Raw genomic sequence first — 23,846 nt, 5'->3', positions numbered from 1 at the left:
GGCCAGGGCGGTCAGGGCGGCCGGGGCGGCCAGGACCGGCGCGGGGGCGGCTCCGGCTCCGGCGGCAACGCCCCGCTGGCCAACAGCGCCCTGCTCAGCGCCGTCCGGAGCGCCGGTCCTTCGGGGCGCCGTCGCCGCCACCACCGGTCAGACCGGCCCGGCGCAGCGCGTCCGCCATGGCGCTGTTGGCCAGCGGGGCGTTGCCGCCGGAGCCGGAGCCGCCCCCGCGCCGGTCCTGGCCGCCCCGGCCGCCCTGACCGCCCTGGCCTGCGCCCCGGTCGCCGCCACGGTCGCCGCCCCGGCGCTCCTGGCGCGGCGGGCGGGCCTGCCGCTCGCCCCGGTCGCCACCGCGGTCGCCCCGGTCGCCGCCCCGCTCCCGGCCGACCTCGTCGTCCAGCCGCAGGGTCAGCCCGATCCGCTTGCGCGGCACGTCCACCGTGAGCACCCGGACCTTGACGATGTCGCCGGGCTTGACCACCTCGCGCGGGTCCTTGACGAAGTTCCTGGACAGCGCCGAGACGTGCACCAGCCCGTCCTGGTGGACGCCCACGTCGACGAAGGCGCCGAAGGCGGCCACGTTGGTGACCACGCCCTCCAGCACCATGCCGACCTCCAGGTCGCCGATCTTGTCGACGCCCTCCTTGAACACCGCGGTGCGGAAGGCCGGGCGCGGGTCACGGCCCGGCTTGTCCAGCTCGCCCAGGATGTCGGTGACGGTCGGGACGCCGAAGGTGTCGTCGGCGAAGTCGGCCGGGCGCAGCGCCCGCAGCCGCTCCCCGTTGCCGATCAGCTCGCGCAGCTCGCCCCCGGTGGCGGCGAGGATCCGGCGCACCACCGGGTAGGCCTCGGGGTGCACGCTGGAGGCGTCCAGCGGGTCCTCACCGCCGGGGATCCGCAGGAAGCCCGCGCACTGCTCGAAGGCCTTGGGGCCCAGCCGGGAGACGTCCTTGAGCTGCCTGCGGGTGCGGAACGGGCCGTTGGCGTCGCGGTGCGCCACGATGTTGTCGGCCAGCGTGGCGGTGATGCCGGAGACCCGGGTGAGCAGCGGCGCCGAGGCGGTGTTGACGTCCACGCCGACGGCGTTGACGCAGTCCTCGACCACGGCGTCCAGCGAGCGCGAGAGCTTCACCTCGCTCAGGTCGTGCTGGTACTGGCCGACGCCGATCGACTTGGGGTCGATCTTGACCAGTTCGGCCAGCGGGTCCTGGAGCCGGCGGGCGATCGACACCGCGCCGCGGATCGACACGTCGAGCTCCGGCAGCTCCTGCGAGGCGAACGCGGAGGCCGAGTAGACGGAGGCGCCGGCCTCGCTGACCATCGCCTTGGTGAGCCCCAGCTCGGGGTGGCGCTTGAGCAGGTCCTCGGCGAGCTTGTCGGTCTCCCGGGAGGCGGTGCCGTTGCCGATCGCCACCAGGTCGACGTCGTGCTTCTTCGCCAGCGCGGCGAGGGTGTTCAGCGCCGCGTCCCACTTGTTGGCGGGCTGGTGCGGGTAGATGGTCTCGTACGCGACCACCTTGCCGGTGGCGTCCACCACGGCGACCTTCACCCCGGTGCGGAAGCCCGGGTCCAGGCCCATGGTGGCGCGGGTGCCGGCCGGGGCGGCGAGCAGCAGGTCGCGCAGGTTGGCGGCGAAGACCCGCACCGCCTCGTCCTCGGCCTCGGCGCGCAGCCGGCCCCGCAGGTCGATGCCGAGCCGCACCAGGATCCGGGTGCGCCAGGCCCAACGGACCGTGTCGACCAGCCACTTGTCGGCCGGGCGGCCGCGGTCGGCGATACCGAAGCGGGCCGCGATGCGCTGCTCGTAGTCGCTCTCGCCGGGCAGGTCGCCCTCGGACTCGCCGTCGTAGGGGGAGAGTTCGAGGTCCAGCACCTCCTCCTTCTCGCCGCGCAGCATCGCCAGGATGCGGTGCGAGGGGAGCTTGGTGAACGGCTCGGAGAAGTCGAAGTAGTCGGCGAACTTGGCGCCGTCGCCCTCCTTGCCGTCCCGGACCCTCGCCACCAGCCGGCCGCGGCCCCACATCCGCTCGCGCAGCGAGCCGACCAGGTCCGCGTCCTCGCCGAAGCGCTCGACCAGGATCGACCTGGCGCCCTCCAGCGCGGCCGCGGCGTCCGCCACCGACTCGTTCAGGTACTGCGCGGCGAGCGCCGCCGGGTCCTGCGTCGGGTCGGCGAGCAGGGTGTCGGCCAGCGGCTCCAGCCCGGCCTCCCGGGCGATCTGCGCCTTGGTGCGCCGCTTGGGCTTGAACGGCAGGTAGATGTCCTCCAGCCGTGCCTTGGAGTCGGCGGCCAGCACCTGGGCGCGCAGCGCGTCGTCCAGCTTGCCCTGGGAGTCGATCGACTCCAGGACGGCCGCCCGGCGCTCCTCCAACTCGCGCAGGTAGCGCAGCCGCTCCTCCAGGGTGCGCAGCTGGGCGTCGTCCAGCGAGCCGGTGACCTCCTTGCGGTAGCGGGCCACGAACGGCACGGTCGCGCCGCCGTCGAGCAACTCGACGGCGGACGTCACCTGCCCCTCGCGAACGCCCAGTTCCTCGGCGATCTTGCGCTCGATCGCCTGCTGGGCCTGCCGGGCCACCTGTTCGACTGGCGTGGTCACGAAGCCGGTCACCTTCTCCTTCAGTGCTTTCGCCGTACCCCCCGCATTCTGGCAGGTGCCGGTGACACCGCACGGCCGCACCCGGGGCGGCGGGCGTGGCGCGCGGGCGAGCGGGCCGCGCGGGGGCGGCGCGGGGGCGGGCGGCGCGCGGTCAGGCCGGTGCCCCGGCAGTTCGCCGATCCGCCTGTCGGGCGGCGGTCCGCGCTGTACGCTGCCGGGCATGTGCGCTGCCGCCCGGATGCACCCCGATGAACCGGTCGTCGACGCGGCCCTGGTACGGCGGTTGCTCTCCGCCCAGTTCCCGCAGTGGGTGGGACTTCCGGTCACGCCCGTCGGGCCCGCCGGGACGGACAACGCCATGTTCCGGCTCGGGCCCGAACTCGCCGTCCGGCTGCCCCGGGTGGAGTGGGCCGCCGGGGACGTCCGGCGCGAGCACCAGTGGCTGCCCCGGCTGGCACCGCAGTTGCCGCTGCCCGTCCCCGCCCCGCTGGCCGTCGGCCGCCCCGCCGCCGGCTACCCCTGGCAGTGGTCGGTGCTGCGCTGGCTCGACGGCGTCAACCCGGCGGTCGGCGCGCTCGCCGCACCCGAGGGCCTCGCCCGCGACCTGGCCGGCTTCGTCAACGCCCTGCGCGAGCTCGATCCGGCCGGTGCCCCGGCCGGCCAGCGCAGCATGCCGCTCACCTCCCGGGACGGCGCCACCCGCGCGGCGATCGCCCAACTCACCGGCGCGATCGACACCGCCGCCGCAACCGCCCTGTGGGACAAGGCACTCCGCCTCCCCGAGTACGCCGGACCGCCGGCCTGGATGCACGGCGACCTCACCCCCGGGAACCTGCTGGTGGACGGCTCCGGGCGGCTCACCGCCGTCATCGACTTCGCCCTGATGGGCGTCGGCGACCCCACCGCCGACCTGATGCCCGCCTGGAACCTGCTGCCCGCCGCCGCCAGACCCGCCTTCCGCGCCGCCCTGGGCGCCGACGACGCCATGTGGGCCCGCGGCCGCGCCTGGGCCCTCTCCATAGCCCTGGTGACGATCCCCTACTACCGCCACACCGACCCGGCCCGGACCGCCAACGCCCGTCACGTCGTCCGCGAGGTACTCGCCGACCGCAGCGTCTGAGCCGACTGCGGCGTCTGAGCCGGCCGCGGCGCTTGAGCCGCCCCTGGCGTCAGAGCCGACGCAACGTCCGAGCCGACGCAGCGTCCGAGCAGGCCGCAGCGTCTACGAGGTGCCGTCCGGCCCGACGATCGCCAGCAGCCGGTGCACCAGCGGGCTGCCGTCGTCGGCCCGCCAGGCCACCGCGACCCGGGTGCGGGCCGCGCCGGGGTCGATCCGGCGGAAGGCGACGCCGCGCAGCCGGATCCGCCGGATGCCGGCCGGGGCCAGCGAGACCCCGAGGCCCGCCCCCACCAGGGCGCACACCGTCTGCCACTCCACCGCCTGCTGCCCGATCCGCGGGCTGAAACCCGCCTCCGCGCACAGGCCGGTGATCCGGTCGTACAGCTGCGGCCCCTCCTCGCGGGGCAGCAGCACGAACGGCTCCGCCGCCAACTGCCCGAGCCGGACGACCCGTTGGGCGGCGAGCGGATGGCCCGCCGGGAGCACGGCGACGAAGGGCTCGCTGAGCACCGTCCGGAACCGCAGCCCCGGGTCGTCGGCGGGCGGCTCACGCAGCAGGCCGACGTCGATGCCCCGGTCGTGCAGGGCGGCGAGCTGGGGCGCGCTGGTCATCTCCCGGACGTCCAGCCGCACCCCCGGGTGGCGCTCCCGGAAGGCGTGCAGCAGCCCGGGCAGGACGGTCAGGGCGAGCGAGGCGGAGAAGCCGATCCGCAGCCGCCCCGCCTCCCCGTCGCCCACCGCCCGGGCGGCCGCCAGCCCGTCCGCGAGCTCGGCCAGCACCCGGCGCGCGACCGGCAGCAGCTCCTGCCCGGCCGGGGTCAGCGTGACGCCGCCCGGCTCGCGCCGGAACAGCGGGTGGCCGACCTTCTCCTCCAGCCGGCGGATCTGCTGGGACAGCGGCGGCTGGGCGATACCGAGGCGGGCGGCGGCCCGGCCGAAGTGCAGTTCCCCGGCGAGCACGGTGAAGGCGTGCAGCTGCGGGAGGGGGAGTTCGGGGCGGTGCTCCATAGCTCCAGGGATATCAGATCGGCTCCGTAGCAGTATTGGACGTATCCCCGCAGGCCACCTAGCGTTCGGCGCATGACAGAGCGATCCGAGCGACGCGCCGTGCTGAGCGGCTCCACCTTCGAGGAACAGATCGGCTACGCCCGCGCCGTGGTGGACGGCGACTGGGTGCACGTGTCCGGGACGACCGGGTTCGACTACGCCACGATGACCATCTCCCCGGACGTGGTGGAGCAGGCCGAGCAGTGCCTGCGCAACATCGCGGCCGCCCTGGCCGAGGCCGGCTCCGGCTTCGCGGACGTGGTGCGGGTGCGCTACCTGCTGCCCGAGCGCGCGGACTTCGAGCCCTGCTGGCCGGTGCTGCGGCGCTGCTTCGGCGAGGTCCGACCGGCCGCGACGATGCAGGTGTGCGGCCTGGCCGACCCCCGGATGCGGATCGAGATCGAGGTGACCGCCCGGCGCCCGGCCGGGTGAGGGGCCGCTGATCCACCGCCAGCGTTCGCGCTGTCCGCGGCCGTTGCTATGGTTCTCCCCGCCACTACGGGTAGGGGGATCGGACTTGGCACGTAGCATGATCGACGTCAGCGTGAGTCGGCGGGTGCTGTGGGTCGGCGGCGACGCCTACCCACTGGGCAACATCGCCCGGGCACGGCAGTTCATGGTCGTACCGAGACGGTCGTTCGCGATCCGCAGGTTCCTCCGGGCCCTGGGCTCCCTGTTCGCCCTCCTCCTGGCGATCAGCTTCGTCAGCGAGGCGCAGAAGAACGACTCCGTCAAGGCCGTCGGCGGCTGGGTCGTGATCGCCTTGTTCGCCCTCAGCGTCTACCGGCTGGTCCAGCGGCTCCGCATGAAGCCGCTCTACAAGCTGATCATCGAGACGTCCAGCTCCTCGAACACGGCCGTGGTGAGCCATGACTCCGCCGAGGTGAGCACGCTCATCAGGCTGATCATGGACGCGATCGACAACCCCCAGGCCGAGTTCGCGCTCCAGGTCGAGAACATCCACATCGGCGACCGGATCAACCAGTACGGCGACCACAACACGGGGAAGATGGTCCACTCATGAGCAACTCCTTCCACTTCGGCGACTCGGTCACCCAGCACGGCGACCACAACATCGGCATCGTCAAGAACCAGGGCCCGGTCGACCCGCAGGCCGCGCTGCGCGAACTCGCGGCCGCCGTCCAGCAGTTGCGCGACCACGTGCCGGCCGAGGACCGCGAGGTGCTGGACGAGTCGCTGGAGGCCATCGGCGACGGCGCCGGCGACGGGGCATCGCCGTCCGCCCTGCGCCGGGCGCTGCGCAACATCTCCGGGGTGGCCTCGCTGGTGCGGGCGGGTGCGCCGGTGGTGGAGTCGGTCCGCCGGATCCTGGACTCGCTCGACTCCTGACGGTCGGGCCACTATTTTCGTACCGGGTCAGAAAACTGCCCCGGTCAATCCCGGCTGCTAGCCTGGACCGCATGACTGGACTGCGGGAGCGCAAGAAGGAACGGACCCGGCGGGCCATCTCCGAGGCGGCCATCACGCTCTTCCTGGAGCACGGCTTCGACCAGGTCTCGGTGGCCGACGTCGCCGCCGCCGCCGAGGTCTCCAAGCCCACCCTGTTCAGCTACTTCGCCAGCAAGGAGGACCTGGTCGTCCACCGCTTCGCCGACCACCAGGAGCAGGCGGCGGACGTGGTCCGCAACCGGGCCGGGGACGAGACCCTGCTGGACGCCCTGCACCGGGACTTCCTGGACGGCCTCGCCCGGCGCGACCCGGTCACCGGCCTCAACGACCACCCCCAGGTGCTGGCCTTCACCGCCCTCGTCCAGGGCACCCCCAGCCTGGCCGCCCGGGTCGGCGCGTACGTCGCCCGCGCCGAGCAGTCCCTCGCCGAGGCGCTGCGCGAGGCCCCCGACCTCGCCCCGCCGCACGAGCTCACCGCCCCGCTGCTCGCCGCCCAGGTCACCGCCACCCAGCGGGTCCTGGCCCTGCACAACTGGCAGCTCCTCCGGGACGGCGGCCGCACCGCCGACGACCTCCACCCCGAGGCCGTCGCCCACGCCGACCGCGCCTTCGAACTGCTCGCCCGGGGCTACACCGACGCCTGACACCGTGGTTGGATTGCCGCCCATGACGACCCGCCACCTCGACTTCGACGCCCTGCACAACTTCCGTGACCTGGGCGGCTATCCGGCCGCCGGCGGACGGACCGTCCGGTGGGGCCTGCTCTACCGCTCCGACTCGCTCGGCAAGATCTCCACCGCCGCCGACCTCGAACGGCTCCGGGCCCTCGGCGTCCGGACCGTGATCGACCTGCGCTACGACTGGGAGATCGCCGCCAAGGGGCGGGTCCCCGACTTCGACGGCCTGGACTTCCGCAACCACTCGATCGAGCACCGCCCGTATGACCAGGCCGCGATCGACCCGGCACTCGACCCGTGGCGCTACCTCGCCGACCGCTTCGCCGAGGTCGCCGAGGACGGCGTCAAGGAGATCCGCCAGACCCTGGACGCGATCACCGACGCCGAGGCCCCGGTGGTCTTCCACTGCATGTCCGGCAAGGACCGCACCGGCCTGATCGCCGCCCTGGTGCTCACCCTGCTCGGCGTCTCCGAGGACGACATCGCCGCGGACTTCGCCCTCACCGAGCTCGCCACCCCGCACCTGGTCGCCGACTGGCACGCCGCCCACCCCGGCGAAACCCTCCGCTGGCCCGGCTACGGCCGCGCCCCGGAGACCGTCATCCGCCTCACCCTCGCCGACCTCGCCACCCGCTACGGCTCCGTCGAGGCCTACCTCACCGGCACCGTCGGCATCGACCGCGCCCGGATCGACGCCCTGCGGTCACGACTGCTCACACCCTGACCACTGGTGGCGGTTGCCGAGTGGCGGGCGCCCTAGCGGCGGCGCGGCCTGCCGGAGCGGTTACCGGAGCGGTCGGCGGACTGCGGCCGGGAGCCGCCGCGGGGCTTGCGGTCGCCGGTGGCCGGGCCTGCCGGGGCCGTCTCGGGCCAGTGGGTGGGGCGGGTGAGGGTGGCCGGGAGGCGGGTGGTGGCGTCGCCGCGGGCGGCGTTGAGCTGGGCCTGGGTGAGGAAGAGGGCGGTGCTGAGGTCGGCGCCGGCGAGGTTGGCGTCGCGGAGGTCGGCGCCGATCAGGTCGGCGAGGCGCAGGTCGGCGCCGGAGAGGTCGGCGGCGACCAGGAGGGCGCCGCGCAGGTTGGCGCCCTGGAGGTCGGCGCCGCGCAGGCGGGCACCGAAGAGGTCGGCGCCGCGGTGTTCGCGGCGGCGGGGAACGGCGGCCCGGACGAGTTCACCGGCCCGCAGCAGCAGCTCGCTGATCCGCCCGCGGTGGGCCGCGACGTCGACGGCCATGAGTTCCTCGGGGGTGCCGGCGGCGAGGCGGTCGGTCTCCTCCAGGGCCTGCCGCAGCTCGGCGTGGACGGGCCGGGCGGGGGCGAAGGTGAGCGCCTCGGTGAGGTACCAGAGCAGTTCGTGGAGCTGCCGGACGATCGGGAAGACGTCGAACATCGGCTTGGCGGTGGCGGGTTCCTCCCGCCAGCTGACCCCGCCGAAGGTGACCTGGGAGACCCGCTGACCGGCGCCGAAGCAGTCGTAGACGGTGCAGCCCTGGAAGCCGCTGTCGCGGAGCCGGGCGTGGATCCCGCAGGTGAAGTCCGTCTGCAGGTTGCGGCAGGGGGTGCCGGCGGCCTTGTCGACCGCGAAGTCGGCGGTGGCCGCGAAGGGCAGGGCGACGCAGCACAGCCCGAAGCAGCTGCCGCAGTCGGAGCGGAGCGGGGTCGGCGCGGCCGCCGTGGGGTCCTGCGGCGACTCGGTCTCGCTCACGTCCGGGGTCCTTCCGAAGCTGCTGGGCACCGGCGGGAGCCGGCGCGTCGAACCCGTCAAGATTACTGGGCAGGCCACCCTCCCCCCGGGTAAGGTATCCAGGCAAGCAGAGACCATTACATGCGGGGGATCCGAACGATGCCGGAGTCGAACGTGACCGAGCTGGTCCGGATGTGGATCAGCGGCTGGACCGTCTCCCGGGGCGCCGCCGACCCGGTGGAGCGGCCCTGGGGCTGGAGCATCGACGTCGGCGCGCCGGCCGGGGAGGTGGGGCGGTACGTGCTGCCCGAGCCGACCGAGGAGGCCGTCCGCGAGCTCGCCGGGGCGACCACCGCGCCGACCACCTGGCTCAAGCTGTTCGCCGAGGACGGGACGGTACGGCCCTGGCTGGGCCCGCAGTGGCGGCTGGACCGTCCGGGCTTCCTGATGACCGCCGCGCTCACCCCCGAGCGGGCGCAGCCGCCGTCCGGCTACACCCTGACCACCTGGAGCAGGGGCGGTGTGCTGCGCGCCCTGGTGCGCAGCACGGACGGGCACCTCGCCGCCCGCGGCCAGGTGGGCCTGGCCGGCCCGGTGGCCGTACCGGACCAGATCGCCACCGCCCCCGAGCACCGCCGCCGGGGCCTGGGCTCGGTGGTGATGCGGGCCCTGCTGTCCGGCGCGTACGAGGCGGGCGCCCGCACCGGCGTCCTGGTCGGCACGGCGGACGGCCAGGGGCTCTACCGGGCCCTCGGCTGGACCACCCACGCCCCGATGGCGAGCCTGGTCCTGGAGGCGGAGAAGCCCGGCCCCAGCTGGGTGGATTAGCTGGGACGGCCGGGGCTAGGGGAACGGCAGCAGCTCCGGGCGCTTCGGCGGGCGGCCGTCGCCGGAGGAGCGGCCGGTGAGGCGGCGGCCGATCCAGGGGCCGAGGTGGGTGCCCAGCCAGCGGGCGTCGGAGCGCAGCCGCTCGGCGCGGCCGGGCGGGGCGACGGCGGGCAGCGGGGCGCGCCAGTCGAAGGCCGCCGGGCGGCCGAGGGCCTCCAGGACGCCTTCGGCGACCCGGCGGTGGCCCTGGGGCGACAGGTGCAGCCGGTCCTCGGCCCAGAGCCGGCGGTCGTCGAAGCAGGGCGCGGAGAACAGGTCGACGACGGCGTAGCCGTCCTGCCGCCCGAGTTCCTGGACGAAGGCCTTCATCCGCAGGATGGCGGGCAGCAGCCGGGCGCCGCCGGCCATCCTGCGGCTGGGGTCGGTGCTGGTGAACAGGACGACGGTGGCGCCGGTGGCGCGCAGCTCGGCGGCGCAGCGGCCGAGCTGCCGCTCGACCCGGTCGATGTCGCAGCCGGGGCGCAGCACGTCGTTGAAGCCGCCGGCCAGCGTGACGAGGTCGGCGCCCATCCCGGCGGCGGCGGGGAGCTGCTCGTCGTGGATCTGGCCGATGAGCTTGCCGCGGACGGCGAGGTTGGCGTACCGGAAGCCGTCGGCCCCGCCCTCGGCGGCGAGCGCGGAGGCGACCCGGTCGGCCCAGCCGCGGTAGTGGCCGTCCGGCTGGAGGTCGTCGCACATGCCCTCGGTGAAGGAGTCCCCGATGGCGACGTAGCTGGTGTAACTGCGGCTGGTGGTGGGCACGGGCTGCCTCCGCTCTCCTGAGATGGCTCCGCGATCCGACGATCGTACGTGTGCACTTGCCAACCAGTGTCACGGGGGCCCGGCCGCTCATTCGGCGTCCACTGTTCGTTTATCGCCCTGCGCCATCCTGGGTCCACGGGGCGGCGGCCGGCGACGGGGGCCTTGCCGCCGCCCCCGCTCCACCCCGTCCGGCGAGGCGCTCAGCCCGCGACGGCCGCTTCCGCCTCGACGCCCGCTTCCGCCCCCGCGCCCACCTCGACGCCCGCGCCCGGAGCCGTGAACCAGTGCTCGCGCACCGCGTCCGTGGGCCGCTGGTCGCCGAGGGCGCCGAGCCCCCACTCCCCCAGGGCCTCGATCACCGGTCGCAGTTCGCGCCCGCGGTCGGTCAGCTCGTACACCGTGGCGTTGGCGGGCCGTTCCAGTCGCCGCCGTTCCGCGAGCCCCTCGCCCTCCAACTGCTTGAGCCGGGCGGCCAGGATGTCGGTGGAGACGCCGGGCAGGTCGGCATGGAGGTCGGTGTAGCGGCGCGGGCCGCGCAGGAGTTCACGGACGATCAGGAGGCTCCAGCGCTCCCCCACCGCGTCCAGGGCGCGGGCGACGGCGCAGTACTGGTCGTAGCTTCGGCGTGACATGTGGATCAGCATAGCCAAAAGGTTGGACTTTCCAAGTGCCTACTTGGTAGAACAAAGCGGAAGCAACGGCGCGGTGGTGACGGTCGGGAGGCCGCAGATGGAGTTTCGGCAGTCCAGCAAGCTGAACGACGTGTGCTACGAGATCCGGGGCCCGGTGGTCGACCAGGCCAACGCCCTGGAGGAGGCCGGGCACAGCGTGCTGCGGTTGAACACCGGCAACCCGGCGCCGTTCGGTTTCGAGGCGCCCGAGGAGATCATCCAGGACATCATCCGCAACCTGCCCTCTGCTCACGGCTACAGCGACTCGCGCGGCATCCTGCCGGCCCGCCGCGCCGTGGTGCAGTACTACCAGCAGCGCGGGGTCCAGGGCGTCGGCGTCAACGACGTCTACCTCGGCAACGGCGTCTCCGAGCTGATCCAGATGGCGATCACCGCCCTGGTGGACGACGGCGACGAGGTGCTCGTCCCGATGCCGGACTACCCGCTGTGGACGGCCTCCGTCCGGCTGGCCGGCGGCAAGGCCGTGCACTACCTGTGCGACGAGGCGGCCGAGTGGTACCCGGACCTCGACGACATCGCCGCCAAGATCACCGCCCGCACCAAGGCGATCGTCGTCATCAACCCCAACAACCCGACCGGCGCGGTCTACCCGAAGGAACTGCTGGAGGGGATCCTCGACCTGGCCCGCCGCCACCAGCTGATGGTGCTGGCCGACGAGATCTACGACAAGATCCTCTACGACGGCACCGAGCACCACTGCCTGGCCGCGCTCGCCGACGACGTGCTCACCCTCACCTTCAACGGCCTCTCCAAGGCCTACCGGGTGGCCGGCTTCCGCAGCGGCTGGCTGGTCGTCTCCGGCCCCAAGCAGCACGCCACCGACTACCTGGAGGGCCTGACCATGCTCTCCGGCATGCGGCTGTGCCCCAACGTGCCCGCGCAGTACGCCGTCCAGGCCGCGCTCGGCGGCCACCAGTCCATCAACGACCTGGTCCTGCCGAACGGCCGGCTCACCGAGCAGCGCGACATCGCGGTCAAGGCGCTCAACGAGATCCCCGGGGTCAGCTGCGTCAAGCCCAAGGGCGCGCTCTACGCCTTCGCCAAGCTCGACCCGGCGGTGCACCGGATCGTCGACGACGAGCGCTTCGTGCTGGACCTGCTGCTGCGCGAGAAGATCCACGTCGTCCAGGGCACCGGCTTCAACTGGCCCCGCCCGGACCACTTCCGCTTCGTCACCCTGCCGCGCGCCGACGACCTGGAGACGGCGATCAACCGGATCGGGCGCTTCCTGGCCACGTACCGGCAGGTCTGACCCCGTACGCTCACGGACCATGACCGTTCTGCGCTCCGTCGTCCTGTTCGCCCTCGCGGCCGTCGCCGAGATCGGCGGCTGCTGGCTGGTCTGGCAGAGCGTGCGGGAGCAACGGCCTTGGTGGCTGGCCGGGTTGGGCGTGGTGGCGCTGGGCGTGTACGGCTTCGTGGCGGCGCTGCAGCCGGACGCCGAGTTCGGCCGGGTGCTGGCCGCCTACGGCGGGGTGTTCGTGGCCGGCTCGTTGCTGTGGGGCATGGCCGTGGACGGCTTCCGGCCGACCCGCTACGACGTGCTGGGCGCGCTGATCTGCCTGGCCGGGGTCGGCGTGATCATGTACGGGCCCCGGCGTTGAGCTCTTCGCTCCTCAACACCGGGGCCCGGTACGGGGGTTCGGCGACTACCAGCCCCAGCCGCCGCCCTGGCCGTCGTCGTCGCTGTTGGAGTCCCAGCCCTCGCCGACCTTGCGCAGGATCGTGTAGTGGTCGATCTGGGTGCCGTTCTCGGCCAGCGCGGTGACCTTCATGGACGACTTCTGGCCCAGGTGGGCCGGGGTGACGTCGACCTTGATGAAGGAGTAGCCGGTGTAGCGGACCCGCGACCACTGGATGGTCTCGGGGGTCTTCACCCGGCCCTTGCTCCAGTAGTAGCTCTGCACCTCGTCCTGGTGGTTCTCGTGCCCCTCGTAGGTGTCCGGCACGTCGAACTTGTACAGGCTGCGGCCGGCCGCGCCCGCGGTCACGTAGACCACGCCGTCCTTGGCCGGCTCGATGGTGGCGCCGCTCGGCACCTGCTTCGAGACCTTGTTGCCGAGGATGGCGTCGGTGCGCTCGTAGATGTGGTTGTGGCCGTTGATGACCAGGTCCACCCGGTACTTCTCGAACAGCGGCACCCAGGCCTCGCGGACGCCGCCCTCGGAGGCGTGGGCGACGGTGGTGGAGAAGGCACAGTGGTGGAAGAAGACCACGACGAAGTCGACGGTCTCGTCGCCCCGCAGGTCCTTGAGGGTGCGCTCCAGCCACTTGGTCTGCTTGTTCGCCGAGATGCCCAGGTTGGCCGGGATCTCGTAGGAGACGTCGTTGGCGTCCAGCGAGATGACGCCGACGTTCTTGTACCGGAAGGTGTAGACGCCGGGGACCTGACGCGGGTCCGGGCCGTTGTCCGGCAGGAAGAAGCGGGCGTTCTCGCCGCCGTAGCCGTTCGGCGAGTACCAGGCCTCGACGTCGTGGTTGCCGTACGCGACCATCCACGGGATGTCGGCGGCGACCGTCTCGGTCTGGACCAGGAAGTCGTCCCAGGTCCTGGCGTTGAAGACGGACTTGTCCGGGTCGGTGCCGGAACCGGCCGGGTCGGCGTAGCAGATGTCCCCGGCGTGCAGGTGGAAGGCCGGCTTCTGGGCCTTGATGATGTTGTCGTTGCCGGCCGCGTGGGCGCTGACGCCCTGGTCACCGAAGGCGGTGAAGGTGAACGGCTCGTACACCTTGCCCCAGCGGTGGTCGCGGGAGGGCGCGGTACGGAAGGTGTGCAGGGTGGAGATCTGCTGCTGCGAAGCCGGGTCGAAGCCCTCGTGGCCGACACCGTAGTAGTAGGTGGTGTCGGGCTGGAGGTCCTCCAGCGCCACGTGCAGGTAGTACTGGTCCACCGGCTTGCCGGTCGGGGTCAGCGCCGGGGTGTGCAGCGCGCGGACCTCGGCCTGGATCTTGTGGCTCAGCTCCCACGGGTGCCTGCCGAAGCGCAGGAACGGCTTCTTGACCGGCGCCGGGACCTGCCAGGAGATGCGGAACTGGGTGTCCGGCTCGGCGCCGAACTGGAGGTGACGCCCGACCGGCGCGACCAGCGCGCCGTCGATGCCGGCCGTCGTGGCACCCGTCAGGAGCTGGGGGCTCGCCGGGGCGGCGAAGGCCGGCGCGCTGCCCAGTGCACCGCCGACGGCGACGGCGCCCACGGTGACGGCACCGGCGCGCAGCATCCGGCGGCGGGAGAAGCGGGCCCGCAGGTACTCGTGCTGCTCGGCCGTGCTCATGCGGTCGGCAAGCTTGGCCGGCACGCCCATCTTGGGGATATCCATGCGCGGGACTCTGTCACCGGCGCGTTGACCGCGCGCGGCCTCCCGGTGAACGGGGGTCAGCGCATCGGCCACTCGAACACCAACGTTCGACCATGGTTGGGCAAAGAGCATGTCCACATCGAAGTGATGTCGGATCATCGGCCCCGGTCGGGCGGGTGGTTCAGGCGCGGGTGGTTCAGGCGCGGGTGGTTCAGGCGCGGGTGGTTCAGGAGGACGACTCAGGAGGGTGGTTAAGGGGGGCGGTTCAGGAGGACGGTTCGTCCCAGAGGTTCGCGGACCGGTTGCCGGTGCCGTCGCAGGTGCGGCAGATCTCGTCCCGGTACGCCTGCTTGGCGCCGGTCGCGTCCACCCGGTAGCGCACGTACACCCCGGTGCCGTCGCAGAGGAAGCAGTTGCCGCCCCCGCCGCCCACCTCGGTGGTGCCGGTGCCCTGGCAGGTGCGGCAGTTGAGGCCGGCGGTCCGGCCGGTGCCCGCGCAGATGCGGCAGACCGTCGTCATCGTCTTCCTCCCGTTGCACGGAACCGCTCGACGCCACCGGTCATGGTAGTGGGCCGACCCGGGGACCGCGCCGGGCCGCAGAGCTGACGCATCGTCAGCACTTCGCGCGCCCCGTCGCCCCCGCGGTCCCCGCGGTCCCAGCGGTCCCGGCGGTCCCCGCCGTCACTCCGGCAGGCCCTCGCGGACCCGGCGGGAGACCGAGATCAGCTGGAGGTCGAGCAGCCCCGGCGGATCGGCGAGACCCGGCCCGCCCGCCCGCACCCAGGCGGCTATGTCGTCGATCATCTCGTCCATCAGCACGAAGCCGAGCCAGACCGGGCGACCGCCCGCCGCCCGCCCCTCAGAGGACGGCCCGACCACCACCACGTTGGACTGGGAGCAGACGTCCAGGCACTTGACCGCCCGGACCCGGCCCGCCGGACCGACCGCCGTCCGCAGCCGCTCGTACTGCCCCGCGTGGTCCACCCCGGGGTGCTTCGTCTCGGCGCCGCAGCAGCAGCCCCGACAGACGGTCACGGTCACCGGGGAGCCGGCACCCCGCTTGCCGTCGCGGTCGCGGTCACGCTCTCGGCGGCTCATCCGCGCTGGTCCCCCTCCTGGTCGGCGGCCCGGTTCGACGGCACGCTCTGCACCGGAACTGTACCTGTCAGCCCACCGGGCATCGCGGGCGGCCGGGGGCGCCGAGGCCCCGGCCGGCCTGAACTAGGATCCGGCCGACGGTCCGAGCCGCGGAGCGGGCGGGGAAAGGGGACGGGCGGATGCCGAAGCGGAGGGCCCGCGGCCTGTGGTTCGCGGTGGCCGTGGCGGTGCTCGGCCTGCTGTGCGGGGCGCTCGGGCTCTCGGTGGTCCTGACCGGCGGCTACTCCCTGCACCGCATGGACGGCACCGCGATGGAGCCGGGACTCCGGCCGGGCGACCGGATGCTGACCGACCGGGTCGCGGCCGCGGACGTGCGGCGCGGCGAGCTCTACATCGCCGACGCGCCCTGGGGCCCCGACCGCTCCCCCGTGTTCCGGGTGATGGCGCTCGGCGGCCAGCGCATCAGCTGCACCGGCGGGCGGCTCAGCCTCGACGGCAGGCCGCTGGACGAGCCGGCCGACCGACAGGACGGCACCTGCGCCCACGACTTCGACGTCACCGTCTCCCCCGGCCGGGCCTTCCTGATGGGCGATCGGCGCGACACCGCGGTCGACTCCCGGCAGCACGTCGAGGACGACCGGCAGGGGACGGTCGACCTGGCCCGGCTGACCGGCCACCGGGTGGTCTGGCACTCCGGCGGCGACTCCCCCGTCCTGCCCGGCAAGCTGATCGGCGCCGCGGCGCTGATGGTGCTCGGGGCCCTGGTCACCGTGTTCGGGGTGCTCGCGGCGGTCGTCATCGCCTCCTTCGCCGCTGCCCGGCGGCGCACCCCGGCCGGCCCCGCCGAGTGAACCGAATTCCCCTCCCGCACGTATCGGCGGCAATTCCGAAACGCGGTGGAGCGGAATTCGAAATGGCACCCGGTGTCATCTGACGGGATTTCCGGAAATTCCGCCGTAACCTATGGACGGCCGCGAAACCTGGAAGTAACTTACCTGCGAGTAGTACGAGTAGCAGCTGTGGCCCGGCTCGGCACGACCCCCCACCCGTCGTTTCTCTCCCCCAGGAGGAACCGTGCTCCGCCCTGCCCGGAATTCCCGGCGACTCCGCAATTCCAGCGCCCTCGCGGCCGTCGCCGTCGGCGCCGCCCTCGCGCTCACCTCCACCACCGCCCAGGCGGCCACCCCCGCGCCCAAGCACTACGTGGCCCTCGGCGACTCCTACGCCGCCGGCGCCGGCGTCCCCGGCCAGTCGGCCGGCCTGTGCCTGCGCTCCGACCACAACTACGGCCACCTGGTCGCCGCCTCGCTCAAGGCCGGCGCGTACACCGACGTCACCTGCGCGGCCGCCAAGGTCAAGGCCATGACGCAGCCCCAGTACGACGCCTTCATCCGGGTCAACGACCCGCAGCTGGACTCGGTGAGCGCCGACACCGACCTGGTCACCCTCGGGATCGGCGGCAACGACCTCGCCAGCAGCGACCTCGGCCTCGGCGAACTCGTCGCCACCTGCGTCGCCGGCGCGGTCGTCAACCCGCTCGGCACGCCCTGCAAGGACGTCTACCACCACGGCTACTTCGACTGGCAGACGTGGTCCTGGCAGTACGGCAACGACGACCTGGCCGAGCGGATCACCACCACCATCGCCCCGCAGATCGCCGGCACGCTCCAGCAGATCCACAGCAAGGCCCCCAAGGCCCGGGTGCTGCTGGTCGGTTACCCGTCCGTGCTGCCCGCCGACGGCTCGACCTGCGTCCTGCGCCAGCCGGTGACCCCGGGCGACGTGGAGTACATGCACGGCGTGCTCGACAAGCTCAACGCCGCCCTGAAATCCACCGCGGCCGCCAACGGCGCGACCTACGTGGACACCGCGACACCGACCCGCGGGCACGACGTCTGCTCGGACGACCGCTGGATCGAGGGCGCCCTGCCCGGCTCGCCCGCCGTACCGTTCCACCCGAACGCGACCGGCGAGAAGGTGATGGCGGACGCGGTGCTCGCCGCGCTGAGGTAGCCGCCCGTGCGGCGGCGTGCCCGCCTCCCGCACCCACCCGCTTGCCATGGAAAGGCACGAGGGGCCGGTGACCCACGGTCTGGTCACCGACCCCTCGGCACGCCCTCGGCCCGTGCTCGGCACTTCCTCGGCCCGCCTGCGGGCGGCGCGCTACTCCGCGTCGGCCGCGGAGCCCGCCGCCAGGCCCGCCGACCACTTCTCCTCGACCCGGCCGAACTTCCAGAACGCGATCGCCCCGGCCCAGGTCAGCACGAACAGGCCGACGATCGCGTAGCCGACGAAGTTGAGGTCCAGCCCGCCGATCCAGGCGATCGGCCCGCTGGTGATGTCCAGCTTCTCGCCGATCAGGCCGATCAGCTCGACCAGGCCGATGACCAGCGCGACCAGCACCGACAGGCCGGTGACCGTCAGGTTGTAGTAGATCTTGCGGACCGGCTTGGAGAACGCCCACTCGTAGGCGAAGTTCATGAACGAGCCGTCGATGGTGTCCAGCAGGCTCATCCCGGCCGCGAACAGGATCGGCAGCGTCAGCAGCGCGTACCAGGGCAGCGAGAACGCCGCCGCGCCGCCGGCCAGCACCAGCAGGGACACCTCGGTCGCGGTGTCGAAGCCCAGCCCGAACAGCAGGCCCACCGGGTACATGTGCCAGGGCTTGGTGACCGCCCGGGTGACCTTGCCGAGGATCCGGTTCATCAGCCCGCGCCGCTCCAACTGGCGCTCCAGCTCCGCCTCGTCGTACTCGCCGACGCGCATCCGGCGGAACACCTTGAGGATGCCGTTGAAGGCGCCCAGGTTGATCAGGCCGAGCAGCAGCAGGAAGGTGCCGGAGACCGTGGTGCCGATCAGGCCGGTCATCCGGTGCAGGGTCGAGTCGTCCGCCTCGACCTGGTCCGCGAGCGTGCGGATGCCGAAGGCCAGCAGCGCGCAGAGGCCGAAGACGATCGAGGAGTGCCCGAGCGAGAACCAGAAGCCGACCGACAGCGGCCGCTTGCCCTGGCCCATCAGCTTGCGGGTGGTGTTGTCGATCGCCGCGATGTGGTCCGCGTCGAAGGCGTGCCGCATGCCGAGGGTGTAGGCGGTCAGGCCCATGCCCGCGCCGAAGACCTGGCCGCCGACGTCGTAGTGCTCGGGCGCCACCAGCGCGAGCAGCGTGAACCAGCCGATGACGTGCAGCGCGAGGATGAAGCCGCCCATCCCGGCCAGCCGGATCCACTCCTCGCGGGTGAGCCGGTCGCGCCATCTGACGGCTGGGGCACCTGCCGGGGCTGCTGTGGCGGCGCTGGGCATCGTGGGGTCCTTTCGGGGGCGGGCGGGCTCGGACGGGTCCGGGCCGGTCGGGACTGGGACGGCCCGGTCCAGGACGGTCCGGGCACGGGCTGGGACCGTCCGGGCACGGGCTGGGACCGTCCGGGCCCGGGCTGAGCTGGGCGAAGCTGGGCCATCTTTCCCCCCTCGGGCGAGCAGTTGCAAGTCATGTGCAAATGCCGGACGGCAGCGAACCGATCCACGACGGCGCAGGCCGGGGGCGCGCGGCACACGGCCGCACGCCTGCGCAGCGTCACCACTGCGGGGCGCTCATCAGGAAATCGCCCGATTCCTCCCCTAGGGTCGGAGGGGCCGAGCCCGCGGCGCGGCCCCCGAACGCGCCGCGGGCCGCTCGGCGCTCACCGGCCCGGGACCCCGATGGGAGCGGCCATGCCGTCGTACCCCTTCCACACCACCCGCGAGGACCTGCGCATCCCGCTGCCCGACGGCACGGAACTCGCCGCCCGACTCTGGCGCCCGGTCAGCGACGAGCCCGTCCCCGTCCTGCTGGAGTACTCGGCCGACCGCCTCGGCGACCGCACCGCCGCCGAGGACGCCCGCCGCCACCCCTGGTACGCGGGCCACGGCTACGCCGCCGTCCGGGTCGACACCCGCGGCCACGGCAACTCCGGCGGCCTGCCCGGCGAACCCGGCGGCGAGCAGGAACTCACCGACGGCGCCGCCGCCGTCGACTGGCTCGCCCGCCGCCCCTGGGCCAACGGCCGGGTCGGGCTGCTCGGCGTCGGCGCAGCCGGCACCACCGCGCTGCGGCTGGCCGCCCGGGTGCCCGAGACCGTCGGCGCGGCCGTCACCGCCTGCCCCGAGGGCGGCCACCGGCTCGGCGGCGCCGTCCTCGCCGCCGACCTGCACACCCGGCTCACCACCCTGATCTCCGACGCCGCGCTCCCCCCGGACCCGAGCCGGCTCGGCGACGCCTGGCGGCCCGGCTGGCTGGCCCGGCTCGAATCCCTGGAACCCCCCGTCGACACCTGGCTCGCCGCCGGGGACACCACCGTGCCGGTCTCCGTCCCGGTCCTCGCCGTGGCCGGCTGGGGCGACCCGTCCTGCTCCTTCGTACTGCGCCTGCTCGCCGAGTCCCCCACCGCGCACGCCCTGCTCGGCCCCTGGCCGCACGGCCTGCCCGAGGCCGCGCTGCCCGAGACCCTGCGCTGGTGGGACCACTGGCTGCGCGGCATCGACACCGGCGCCGTCAAGGAACCTGCCCTGCGCAGCTGGATCAGCACCCGCTGGACCGGCGAGGACGTCTGGCCCTCCCCCGACGTCCGGGAGATCCACTACGACCTCGACGGCCAGCTGCGCACCGCCGGCACCGCTTCCCAGGACCGGTACGTCCCCGTCCGCTCCCCGCAGCACACCGGCCTCAACGCCGGCGCCTACGTCCCGTACGGCCGCCCCGCCGACCTACCGCCGGACCAGCGCGAGGAGGACGGCCGCTCGGTCTGCTTCGACTCCCAGCCGCTGCCCGAACCCGTCGAACTGCTCGGCGCACCCACCGCCCGGCTGCGGCTGCGCCCCGGCGGCGGGCCCGCCCAGGTGGTCGCCCGGCTGTGCGCGGTGGGCCCCGACGGCACCTCCACCCTGCTCACCCGCGGTGTGCGGGCCGCCGCCGGCCCGGACGTCGAGGTCGAACTCGCCGCCTTCGCGGCCACCGTCCCGGCCGGGCACCGGCTGCGGCTCGCGCTCTCCTCCGTCTACTGGCCCTGGGTGTGGCCGAGCGCGGACGACACCGGGTACGCCGTCGACCCGTCCCACTCCACCCTCGTCCTGCCGGTCCGCCACCTCGCCGCGGACGCCGGCGCCGCACCCGTCACCCTCGCGGCCCCCACCCTGCCCGACCCGCTGGACGTCCACCTCACCGAACCGCTCACCGCCCGGCCCGAGCACGTCACCGTGCACGACATCGGCCGCCACGAGTGGCGCAGCGAACTCTCCCCCGCCACCGACGGCACCCGCACCTACCCCGACGGCCTGGTCCGCGACGAGCACACCGTCACCGCCTACCGCATCCTCACCGGCGCCCCGCTCAGCGCCCAGGCCCGCACCGACCGCACCGTACGGCTGGAGCGGCCGGACATCGGCTGGGACGTGACCGTCCAGACCCGCGCCCAACTGCGGTGCGACGCCGGGCACTTCATCAGCGTGGTGCAGGTGCGGGCGCTGGAGGCGGGGTCGGTGGTGTTCGCCCGGGAATGGCAGCACCGGGTGGCACGGGAGGGCACCTCAAAGTAATCCTTATGCAATTGATTTCCTTCTCTCTTCCGGCTTATAACTGGCCCCATGAAAACCCTCGGCCTTATCGGCGGCATGAGCTGGGAATCCACCGCCGAGTACTACCGCACCCTCAACGAACTCACCCGCGACCGCCTAGGCGGCCTCCACTCCGCCCGACTGGTGCTCCATTCCGTCGACTTCGCCGACATCGAAGGGCTCCAGGCCGCCGGGCGCTGGGAGGAAGCCGGGGCGGTCCTCGCCGACGCCGCCCGCGGCCTGGAAGCCGCCGGCGCCGACCTGCTGCTGATCTGCACCAACACCATGCACAAGGTCGCCGACCAGGTCGCGGCGGCCGTCTCCATCCCCCTGCTGCACCTCGCCGACGCCACCGCCGACGCCGTCCGCGCGGCCGGCCTGCGCCGGGTCGGCCTGCTGGGCACGGCCTTCACCATGGAGCAGGACTTCTACCGCGGCCGCCTCACCGCCGGCGGCCTGGACGTCCTCGTCCCGGGGCCCGACTCCCGCGCCCTGGTCCACCAGGTGATCTACCAGGAGCTGTGCCTCGGCCTCGTCCGCGAGGAATCCCGCGCCGCCTACCGCCGGATCATCGCCGACCTGGTCGCCGCCGGCGCCGAAGGCATCATCCTCGGCTGCACCGAGATCGAACTCCTCGTCCACCCCGAGGACAGCCCCGTCCCCCTCTTCCCCACCGCCCGCCTGCATGCGGAGGCCGCCGTCACCGCCGCCCTGGCCGACGACTGACCCACCCGAGCAGGAATCCGGTTTGTGATCACCCGTTTGTGCCGTAGAGTCGGGACTACCGACGCGGGGTGGAGCAGCTCGGTAGCTCGCTGGGCTCATAACCCAGAGGTCGCAGGTTCAAATCCTGTCCCCGCTACTCAGCTTGAACTCGCGATCCCGGCCGTCTGCACAAAGCAGCGCAAGCCGCCCTGCAGTTCGCGACTGCTCCGGAGGCCTTTCGGGCCGCCACCGAAAACCCCACACTCATGCGGTGCAGCACATGGCAAGCTGGTGTTGATGCGCGAGGAACGGCCGTACTGGAACACCAATGTGGCGCGGCACCCCGGAATCCTGCGGGCGGTGCCGCCCGGGTGCGGGGCCGCGCTGGATGTCGGGTGCGGGGACGGATTGTTGGCGGCGAAGCTCGCGCTGCGGTGCGGGCGGGTGGTCGGGGTGGACAGCGACCCGGGGATGGTCGCGCAGGCGCGGGCGGCCTACCGTGAAGTCACTTTTCTGGAAGGGGACTTCCTCACCCTCGATCTACCGGACGGCGGCTTCGACTTCGTCTGCTCGGTGACGGCCGTGCACCACATGGACTTCACCGCCGCCCTCGCCCGGATGCGTGAACTGCTGCGCCCCGGCGGCGTGTTGGTGGTGGTCGGCCTGGCCCGCGAGGAGACGCCGGCGGACTGGGCCCGCTGGGCCGCGGCCGCCCCGCTGGTGCGCGCCGTGAAGGCGCTGCGCCGGGCGTCCGGCCCCGAGGGCATGCCGACGGCCGCGCCCGTGATGAGCTACCGGGAGGTGCGGGAGGCAGCCGGGCAGGTGCTGCCCGGGGTGCGCTACCGGTGGCACGTCCTGCGGCGCTACTCGCTGACCTGGCAGAAGCCCTGAGCCCTCACGCCCAAGTCCCTTGCCGTGGTGGACGGGTACTGCTGAGGACCGAGACCGGTCAGCGCTGGGCGATCGCTGCGGCCAGCAGCATCGCGGCGGGGAGGGGCGCGATCGTGATGAGGATGAGGCCGAGCAGCCGGGCTCCGGAGGCGTACCACCGGGTCGGTTCGAGGCCCAGGAGCGCCTTGGCCCACGGTGAGACGTAGCCCGCGCCGTGACGGCGCACCGCGTCGGTGACGAGGTGGGTGTCCTCGTCGGCGACGGTCAGGATCACCCACCCGCCGGAGCGGTCGGAGAGGGAGACCAGTGTCGCCGAGCCCGTCCTCGTCATCACCTCCCAGGCGCGCACCGTCCTGAGTTCCGTCAGGTCGACCTCCCGCGCACCCGACCAGGTGCGGGCCCGGGCCACCCCGCCGGCCACCCGCCAGCCCGTCCGCCGTGCAGTGCCCGCGTCCATCAGGATCGCGGGGCCGATCGTGGCGACCAGTCCGGGCACGACCAGCGCCCCCGGGCGGGCGAAGGCCGGCCCGACCACGAGCGGCGGCACGACGATCGCCAGCAGGAGCACGGCCCAGCCGACGGCGAAGAACGCGCGCCGTCTTCGGACGGCACCGGTCGAAGTACTCACCGCACCAACGTAGACCCCCAACCACTCCAGCACCATGGGCCGTTGCGACCACGCCCGCCGCTTCCGAAGGAAAACGCGTTGGGCCGCTGCCGGCCCGCCCGGTACGTTCGACGACGATCGGGGAGGTGCGGGATGGTGCGGCCGGCGCTGCTGGTGGACGTGGACGGGCCGTTGAACCCCGATGCGGCGAAGCCGTACCGGCGGCCGGAGGGTTACCGGACCCACCGGCTGATGACCCCGCGCTGGGAGGCTGCCGAGCGGCGGCGGCTCGCGTGGTGGGGCACGCCCCACAAGGCGCCGAAGCCGCTGCGGGTGTGGCTCAACCCGGAGCACGGGCCGGCGCTGGCGGCGCTGCTCTTCGACCTGGTGTGGGCGACGACCTGGGAGGAGGAGGCCAACTCCTTCATCGGCCCCCTGCTGGGGCTGCCCGAACTGCCGTACATCGCCTGGTCCGAGCCCCGGCCGGAGCCGGTCGGCGGGGTGTTCTGGAAGACCCCGGAGATCGTCGCCTGGGCGAAGGGCCGGCCCTTCGCCTGGGTCGACGACGACATCACGGACGCGGACCGCGCCTGGGTCGCGGCCCACCACCCCGGCCCGGCGCTGCTCCACCACGTCGACCCGAAGGTCGGCCTGACCGCGGGCGACTTCGCGCAGCTGGCGGCCTGGGCGGGCTCGCTGGCCTGACGGCATGGGAAGAGCGCACAGGAAGTCGGCCTGGCGACTCTGCTGGCGAAGTATTTGATCTAGGTCAGGCTCAGGCTGCCGTTGCGATGCCGTGTTGGGTGCAGAGTGC

General features: G+C 73.3%; 24 protein-coding genes, 1 tRNA gene and 1 pseudogene. 16 read left to right on the top strand and 10 right to left on the bottom strand.

The window, feature by feature from the left end:
* Window positions 1-94: 94 nt before the first annotated feature.
* Window positions 95-2,593, bottom strand: a complete 2,499-nt coding sequence (locus AB0F71_RS38780) for a Tex family protein (protein ID WP_360245667.1) — start codon at window positions 2,591-2,593, stop codon at window positions 95-97.
* Window positions 2,594-2,813: 220 nt separating this feature from the next.
* On the opposite strand from AB0F71_RS38780, the gene AB0F71_RS38775 reads away from it, so the two are divergent.
* Entirely contained in the window at window positions 2,814-3,713 is a 900-nt protein-coding gene (locus AB0F71_RS38775) for an aminoglycoside phosphotransferase family protein (protein WP_360245664.1), read from the top strand.
* Between the two features lie 102 nt (window positions 3,714-3,815).
* On the opposite strand, the gene AB0F71_RS38770 is transcribed toward AB0F71_RS38775, so the two are convergent.
* The gene (locus AB0F71_RS38770) at window positions 3,816-4,721 is read right to left on the bottom strand and encodes a LysR substrate-binding domain-containing protein (RefSeq protein WP_360245661.1); all 906 of its coding nucleotides are present in this window, start codon (window positions 4,719-4,721) and stop codon (window positions 3,816-3,818) included.
* 72 nt (window positions 4,722-4,793) lie between these two features.
* Between AB0F71_RS38770 and AB0F71_RS38765 the strand changes: the two genes are divergently transcribed.
* The 5 genes from AB0F71_RS38765 (at window position 4,794) to AB0F71_RS38745 (ending at window position 7,571) form a co-directional block, all read left to right on the top strand.
* Window positions 4,794-5,192 carry a RidA family protein gene (locus AB0F71_RS38765; RefSeq protein WP_360245658.1) on the top strand — a complete coding sequence of 133 codons (399 nt, stop codon included), beginning with the start codon at window positions 4,794-4,796 and terminating at the stop codon, window positions 5,190-5,192.
* Between the two features lie 85 nt (window positions 5,193-5,277).
* Complete coding sequence (locus AB0F71_RS38760) at window positions 5,278-5,784, top strand: DUF6232 family protein (protein WP_360245656.1); 507 nt, start codon at window positions 5,278-5,280, stop codon at window positions 5,782-5,784.
* Window positions 5,781-6,110 carry a hypothetical protein gene (locus tag AB0F71_RS38755; protein WP_360245653.1) on the top strand — a complete coding sequence of 110 codons (330 nt, stop codon included), beginning with the start codon at window positions 5,781-5,783 and terminating at the stop codon, window positions 6,108-6,110. Before AB0F71_RS38760 ends, AB0F71_RS38755 begins: the two co-directional genes overlap by 4 nt.
* Before the next feature lie 62 nt (window positions 6,111-6,172).
* Complete coding sequence (locus tag AB0F71_RS38750) at window positions 6,173-6,814, top strand: TetR/AcrR family transcriptional regulator (RefSeq protein ID WP_360245670.1); 642 nt, start codon at window positions 6,173-6,175, stop codon at window positions 6,812-6,814.
* A 22-nt stretch (window positions 6,815-6,836) separates the two neighbouring features.
* A complete protein-coding gene (locus AB0F71_RS38745; RefSeq protein WP_360245650.1) occupies window positions 6,837-7,571 on the top strand; it encodes a tyrosine-protein phosphatase in 735 nt (244 codons plus the stop codon).
* 32 nt (window positions 7,572-7,603) lie between these two features.
* Here the strand turns inward: AB0F71_RS38745 and AB0F71_RS38740 are convergent, their stop codons facing one another.
* A complete protein-coding gene (locus AB0F71_RS38740; protein ID WP_360245647.1) occupies window positions 7,604-8,548 on the bottom strand; it encodes a pentapeptide repeat-containing protein in 945 nt (314 codons plus the stop codon).
* A 138-nt stretch (window positions 8,549-8,686) separates the two neighbouring features.
* Here AB0F71_RS38740 and AB0F71_RS38735 point away from each other — a divergent pair, with 138 nt between their 5' ends.
* On the top strand, window positions 8,687-9,355 hold the full coding sequence (locus AB0F71_RS38735; protein WP_360245644.1) for a GNAT family N-acetyltransferase: 669 nt from the start codon (window positions 8,687-8,689) through the stop codon (window positions 9,353-9,355).
* A 15-nt stretch (window positions 9,356-9,370) separates the two neighbouring features.
* Here the strand turns inward: AB0F71_RS38735 and AB0F71_RS38730 are convergent, their stop codons facing one another.
* Window positions 9,371-10,156 carry an SGNH/GDSL hydrolase family protein gene (locus tag AB0F71_RS38730; RefSeq protein ID WP_360245641.1) on the bottom strand — a complete coding sequence of 262 codons (786 nt, stop codon included), beginning with the start codon at window positions 10,154-10,156 and terminating at the stop codon, window positions 9,371-9,373.
* Window positions 10,157-10,434: 278 nt separating this feature from the next.
* Window positions 10,435-10,788, bottom strand: a pseudogene (locus AB0F71_RS38725) (helix-turn-helix domain-containing protein); the annotation flags it as partial.
* Between the two features lie 97 nt (window positions 10,789-10,885).
* Between AB0F71_RS38725 and AB0F71_RS38720 the strand changes: the two are divergent.
* Both AB0F71_RS38720 and AB0F71_RS38715 read left to right on the top strand, forming a co-directional pair.
* Entirely contained in the window at window positions 10,886-12,100 is a 1,215-nt protein-coding gene (locus tag AB0F71_RS38720; protein ID WP_360245638.1) for a pyridoxal phosphate-dependent aminotransferase, read from the top strand.
* A gap of 19 nt (window positions 12,101-12,119) precedes the next feature.
* Window positions 12,120-12,452 carry a YnfA family protein gene (locus AB0F71_RS38715; RefSeq protein ID WP_360245635.1) on the top strand — a complete coding sequence of 111 codons (333 nt, stop codon included), beginning with the start codon at window positions 12,120-12,122 and terminating at the stop codon, window positions 12,450-12,452.
* Window positions 12,453-12,497: 45 nt separating this feature from the next.
* Here the strand turns inward: AB0F71_RS38715 and AB0F71_RS38710 are convergent, their stop codons facing one another.
* From AB0F71_RS38710 to AB0F71_RS38700, 3 genes are all read right to left on the bottom strand, one after another.
* Complete coding sequence (locus tag AB0F71_RS38710; protein WP_360245632.1) at window positions 12,498-14,165, bottom strand: metallophosphoesterase family protein; 1,668 nt, start codon at window positions 14,163-14,165, stop codon at window positions 12,498-12,500.
* A 244-nt stretch (window positions 14,166-14,409) separates the two neighbouring features.
* Window positions 14,410-14,664, bottom strand: coding sequence for a hypothetical protein (locus AB0F71_RS38705; RefSeq protein WP_350510191.1), 255 nt, complete (start codon window positions 14,662-14,664; stop codon window positions 14,410-14,412).
* 162 nt (window positions 14,665-14,826) lie between these two features.
* Window positions 14,827-15,243, bottom strand: coding sequence for a (2Fe-2S) ferredoxin domain-containing protein (locus tag AB0F71_RS38700; protein WP_360245629.1), 417 nt, complete (start codon window positions 15,241-15,243; stop codon window positions 14,827-14,829).
* A gap of 179 nt (window positions 15,244-15,422) precedes the next feature.
* Between AB0F71_RS38700 and lepB the strand changes: the two genes are divergently transcribed.
* Entirely contained in the window at window positions 15,423-16,094 is a 672-nt protein-coding gene (gene lepB, locus AB0F71_RS38695) for a signal peptidase I (RefSeq protein WP_360245626.1), read from the top strand.
* Between the two features lie 223 nt (window positions 16,095-16,317).
* A complete protein-coding gene (locus tag AB0F71_RS38690; protein WP_360245623.1) occupies window positions 16,318-17,256 on the top strand; it encodes an SGNH/GDSL hydrolase family protein in 939 nt (312 codons plus the stop codon).
* A 150-nt stretch (window positions 17,257-17,406) separates the two neighbouring features.
* On the opposite strand, the gene AB0F71_RS38685 is transcribed toward AB0F71_RS38690, so the two are convergent.
* The gene (locus tag AB0F71_RS38685; protein WP_360245620.1) at window positions 17,407-18,543 is read right to left on the bottom strand and encodes a HoxN/HupN/NixA family nickel/cobalt transporter; all 1,137 of its coding nucleotides are present in this window, start codon (window positions 18,541-18,543) and stop codon (window positions 17,407-17,409) included.
* 408 nt (window positions 18,544-18,951) lie between these two features.
* Between AB0F71_RS38685 and AB0F71_RS38680 the strand changes: the two genes are divergently transcribed.
* From AB0F71_RS38680 to AB0F71_RS38665, 4 genes are all read left to right on the top strand, one after another.
* Window positions 18,952-20,811, top strand: a complete 1,860-nt coding sequence (locus tag AB0F71_RS38680) for a CocE/NonD family hydrolase (protein WP_360245617.1) — start codon at window positions 18,952-18,954, stop codon at window positions 20,809-20,811.
* A gap of 48 nt (window positions 20,812-20,859) precedes the next feature.
* The gene (locus tag AB0F71_RS38675) at window positions 20,860-21,555 is read left to right on the top strand and encodes an aspartate/glutamate racemase family protein (protein ID WP_360245614.1); all 696 of its coding nucleotides are present in this window, start codon (window positions 20,860-20,862) and stop codon (window positions 21,553-21,555) included.
* 62 nt (window positions 21,556-21,617) lie between these two features.
* A tRNA-Met gene (locus tag AB0F71_RS38670) sits at window positions 21,618-21,691 on the top strand.
* 140 nt (window positions 21,692-21,831) lie between these two features.
* Window positions 21,832-22,425, top strand: a complete 594-nt coding sequence (locus tag AB0F71_RS38665) for a class I SAM-dependent methyltransferase (RefSeq protein ID WP_360245611.1) — start codon at window positions 21,832-21,834, stop codon at window positions 22,423-22,425.
* Window positions 22,426-22,483: 58 nt separating this feature from the next.
* On the opposite strand, the gene AB0F71_RS38660 is transcribed toward AB0F71_RS38665, so the two are convergent.
* On the bottom strand, window positions 22,484-23,053 hold the full coding sequence (locus AB0F71_RS38660) for a hypothetical protein (protein ID WP_360245608.1): 570 nt from the start codon (window positions 23,051-23,053) through the stop codon (window positions 22,484-22,486).
* Between the two features lie 132 nt (window positions 23,054-23,185).
* Here AB0F71_RS38660 and AB0F71_RS38655 point away from each other — a divergent pair, with 132 nt between their 5' ends.
* Complete coding sequence (locus tag AB0F71_RS38655; RefSeq protein WP_360245605.1) at window positions 23,186-23,737, top strand: hypothetical protein; 552 nt, start codon at window positions 23,186-23,188, stop codon at window positions 23,735-23,737.
* Window positions 23,738-23,846: the final 109 nt, after the last annotated feature.

It is taken from the genome of Kitasatospora sp. NPDC028055, assembly GCF_040637885.1.
Taxonomy (GTDB): Bacteria; Actinomycetota; Actinomycetes; order Streptomycetales; family Streptomycetaceae; genus Kitasatospora.
Note: the sequence above shows the minus strand (reverse complement) of the source record. Positions and strands in the feature narration are given on the sequence as shown.

What these genes read in the sequence shown, in the direction of transcription:
- AB0F71_RS38715 (WP_360245635.1), top strand. Translation starts at nt 12,120, where the DNA reads ATGACCGTTCTGCGCTCCGTCGTCCTGTTCGCCCTCGCGGCCGTCGCC.
- AB0F71_RS38680 (WP_360245617.1), top strand. Translation starts at nt 18,952, where the DNA reads ATGCCGTCGTACCCCTTCCACACCACCCGCGAGGACCTGCGCATCCCG.
- AB0F71_RS38700 (WP_360245629.1), bottom strand. Translation starts at nt 15,243, where the DNA reads ATGAGCCGCCGAGAGCGTGACCGCGACCGCGACGGCAAGCGGGGTGCC.
- AB0F71_RS38665 (WP_360245611.1), top strand. Translation starts at nt 21,832, where the DNA reads ATGCGCGAGGAACGGCCGTACTGGAACACCAATGTGGCGCGGCACCCC.
- AB0F71_RS38770 (WP_360245661.1), bottom strand. Translation starts at nt 4,721, where the DNA reads ATGGAGCACCGCCCCGAACTCCCCCTCCCGCAGCTGCACGCCTTCACC.
- AB0F71_RS38655 (WP_360245605.1), top strand. Translation starts at nt 23,186, where the DNA reads ATGGTGCGGCCGGCGCTGCTGGTGGACGTGGACGGGCCGTTGAACCCC.
- AB0F71_RS38720 (WP_360245638.1), top strand. Translation starts at nt 10,886, where the DNA reads ATGGAGTTTCGGCAGTCCAGCAAGCTGAACGACGTGTGCTACGAGATC.
- AB0F71_RS38735 (WP_360245644.1), top strand. Translation starts at nt 8,687, where the DNA reads ATGCCGGAGTCGAACGTGACCGAGCTGGTCCGGATGTGGATCAGCGGC.
- AB0F71_RS38675 (WP_360245614.1), top strand. Translation starts at nt 20,860, where the DNA reads ATGAAAACCCTCGGCCTTATCGGCGGCATGAGCTGGGAATCCACCGCC.
- AB0F71_RS38710 (WP_360245632.1), bottom strand. Translation starts at nt 14,165, where the DNA reads ATGGATATCCCCAAGATGGGCGTGCCGGCCAAGCTTGCCGACCGCATG.
- AB0F71_RS38775 (WP_360245664.1), top strand. Translation starts at nt 2,814, where the DNA reads ATGTGCGCTGCCGCCCGGATGCACCCCGATGAACCGGTCGTCGACGCG.
- AB0F71_RS38705 (WP_350510191.1), bottom strand. Translation starts at nt 14,664, where the DNA reads ATGACGACGGTCTGCCGCATCTGCGCGGGCACCGGCCGGACCGCCGGC.
- AB0F71_RS38745 (WP_360245650.1), top strand. Translation starts at nt 6,837, where the DNA reads ATGACGACCCGCCACCTCGACTTCGACGCCCTGCACAACTTCCGTGAC.
- AB0F71_RS38685 (WP_360245620.1), bottom strand. Translation starts at nt 18,543, where the DNA reads ATGCCCAGCGCCGCCACAGCAGCCCCGGCAGGTGCCCCAGCCGTCAGA.
- AB0F71_RS38765 (WP_360245658.1), top strand. Translation starts at nt 4,794, where the DNA reads ATGACAGAGCGATCCGAGCGACGCGCCGTGCTGAGCGGCTCCACCTTC.
- lepB (WP_360245626.1), top strand. Translation starts at nt 15,423, where the DNA reads ATGCCGAAGCGGAGGGCCCGCGGCCTGTGGTTCGCGGTGGCCGTGGCG.
- AB0F71_RS38755 (WP_360245653.1), top strand. Translation starts at nt 5,781, where the DNA reads ATGAGCAACTCCTTCCACTTCGGCGACTCGGTCACCCAGCACGGCGAC.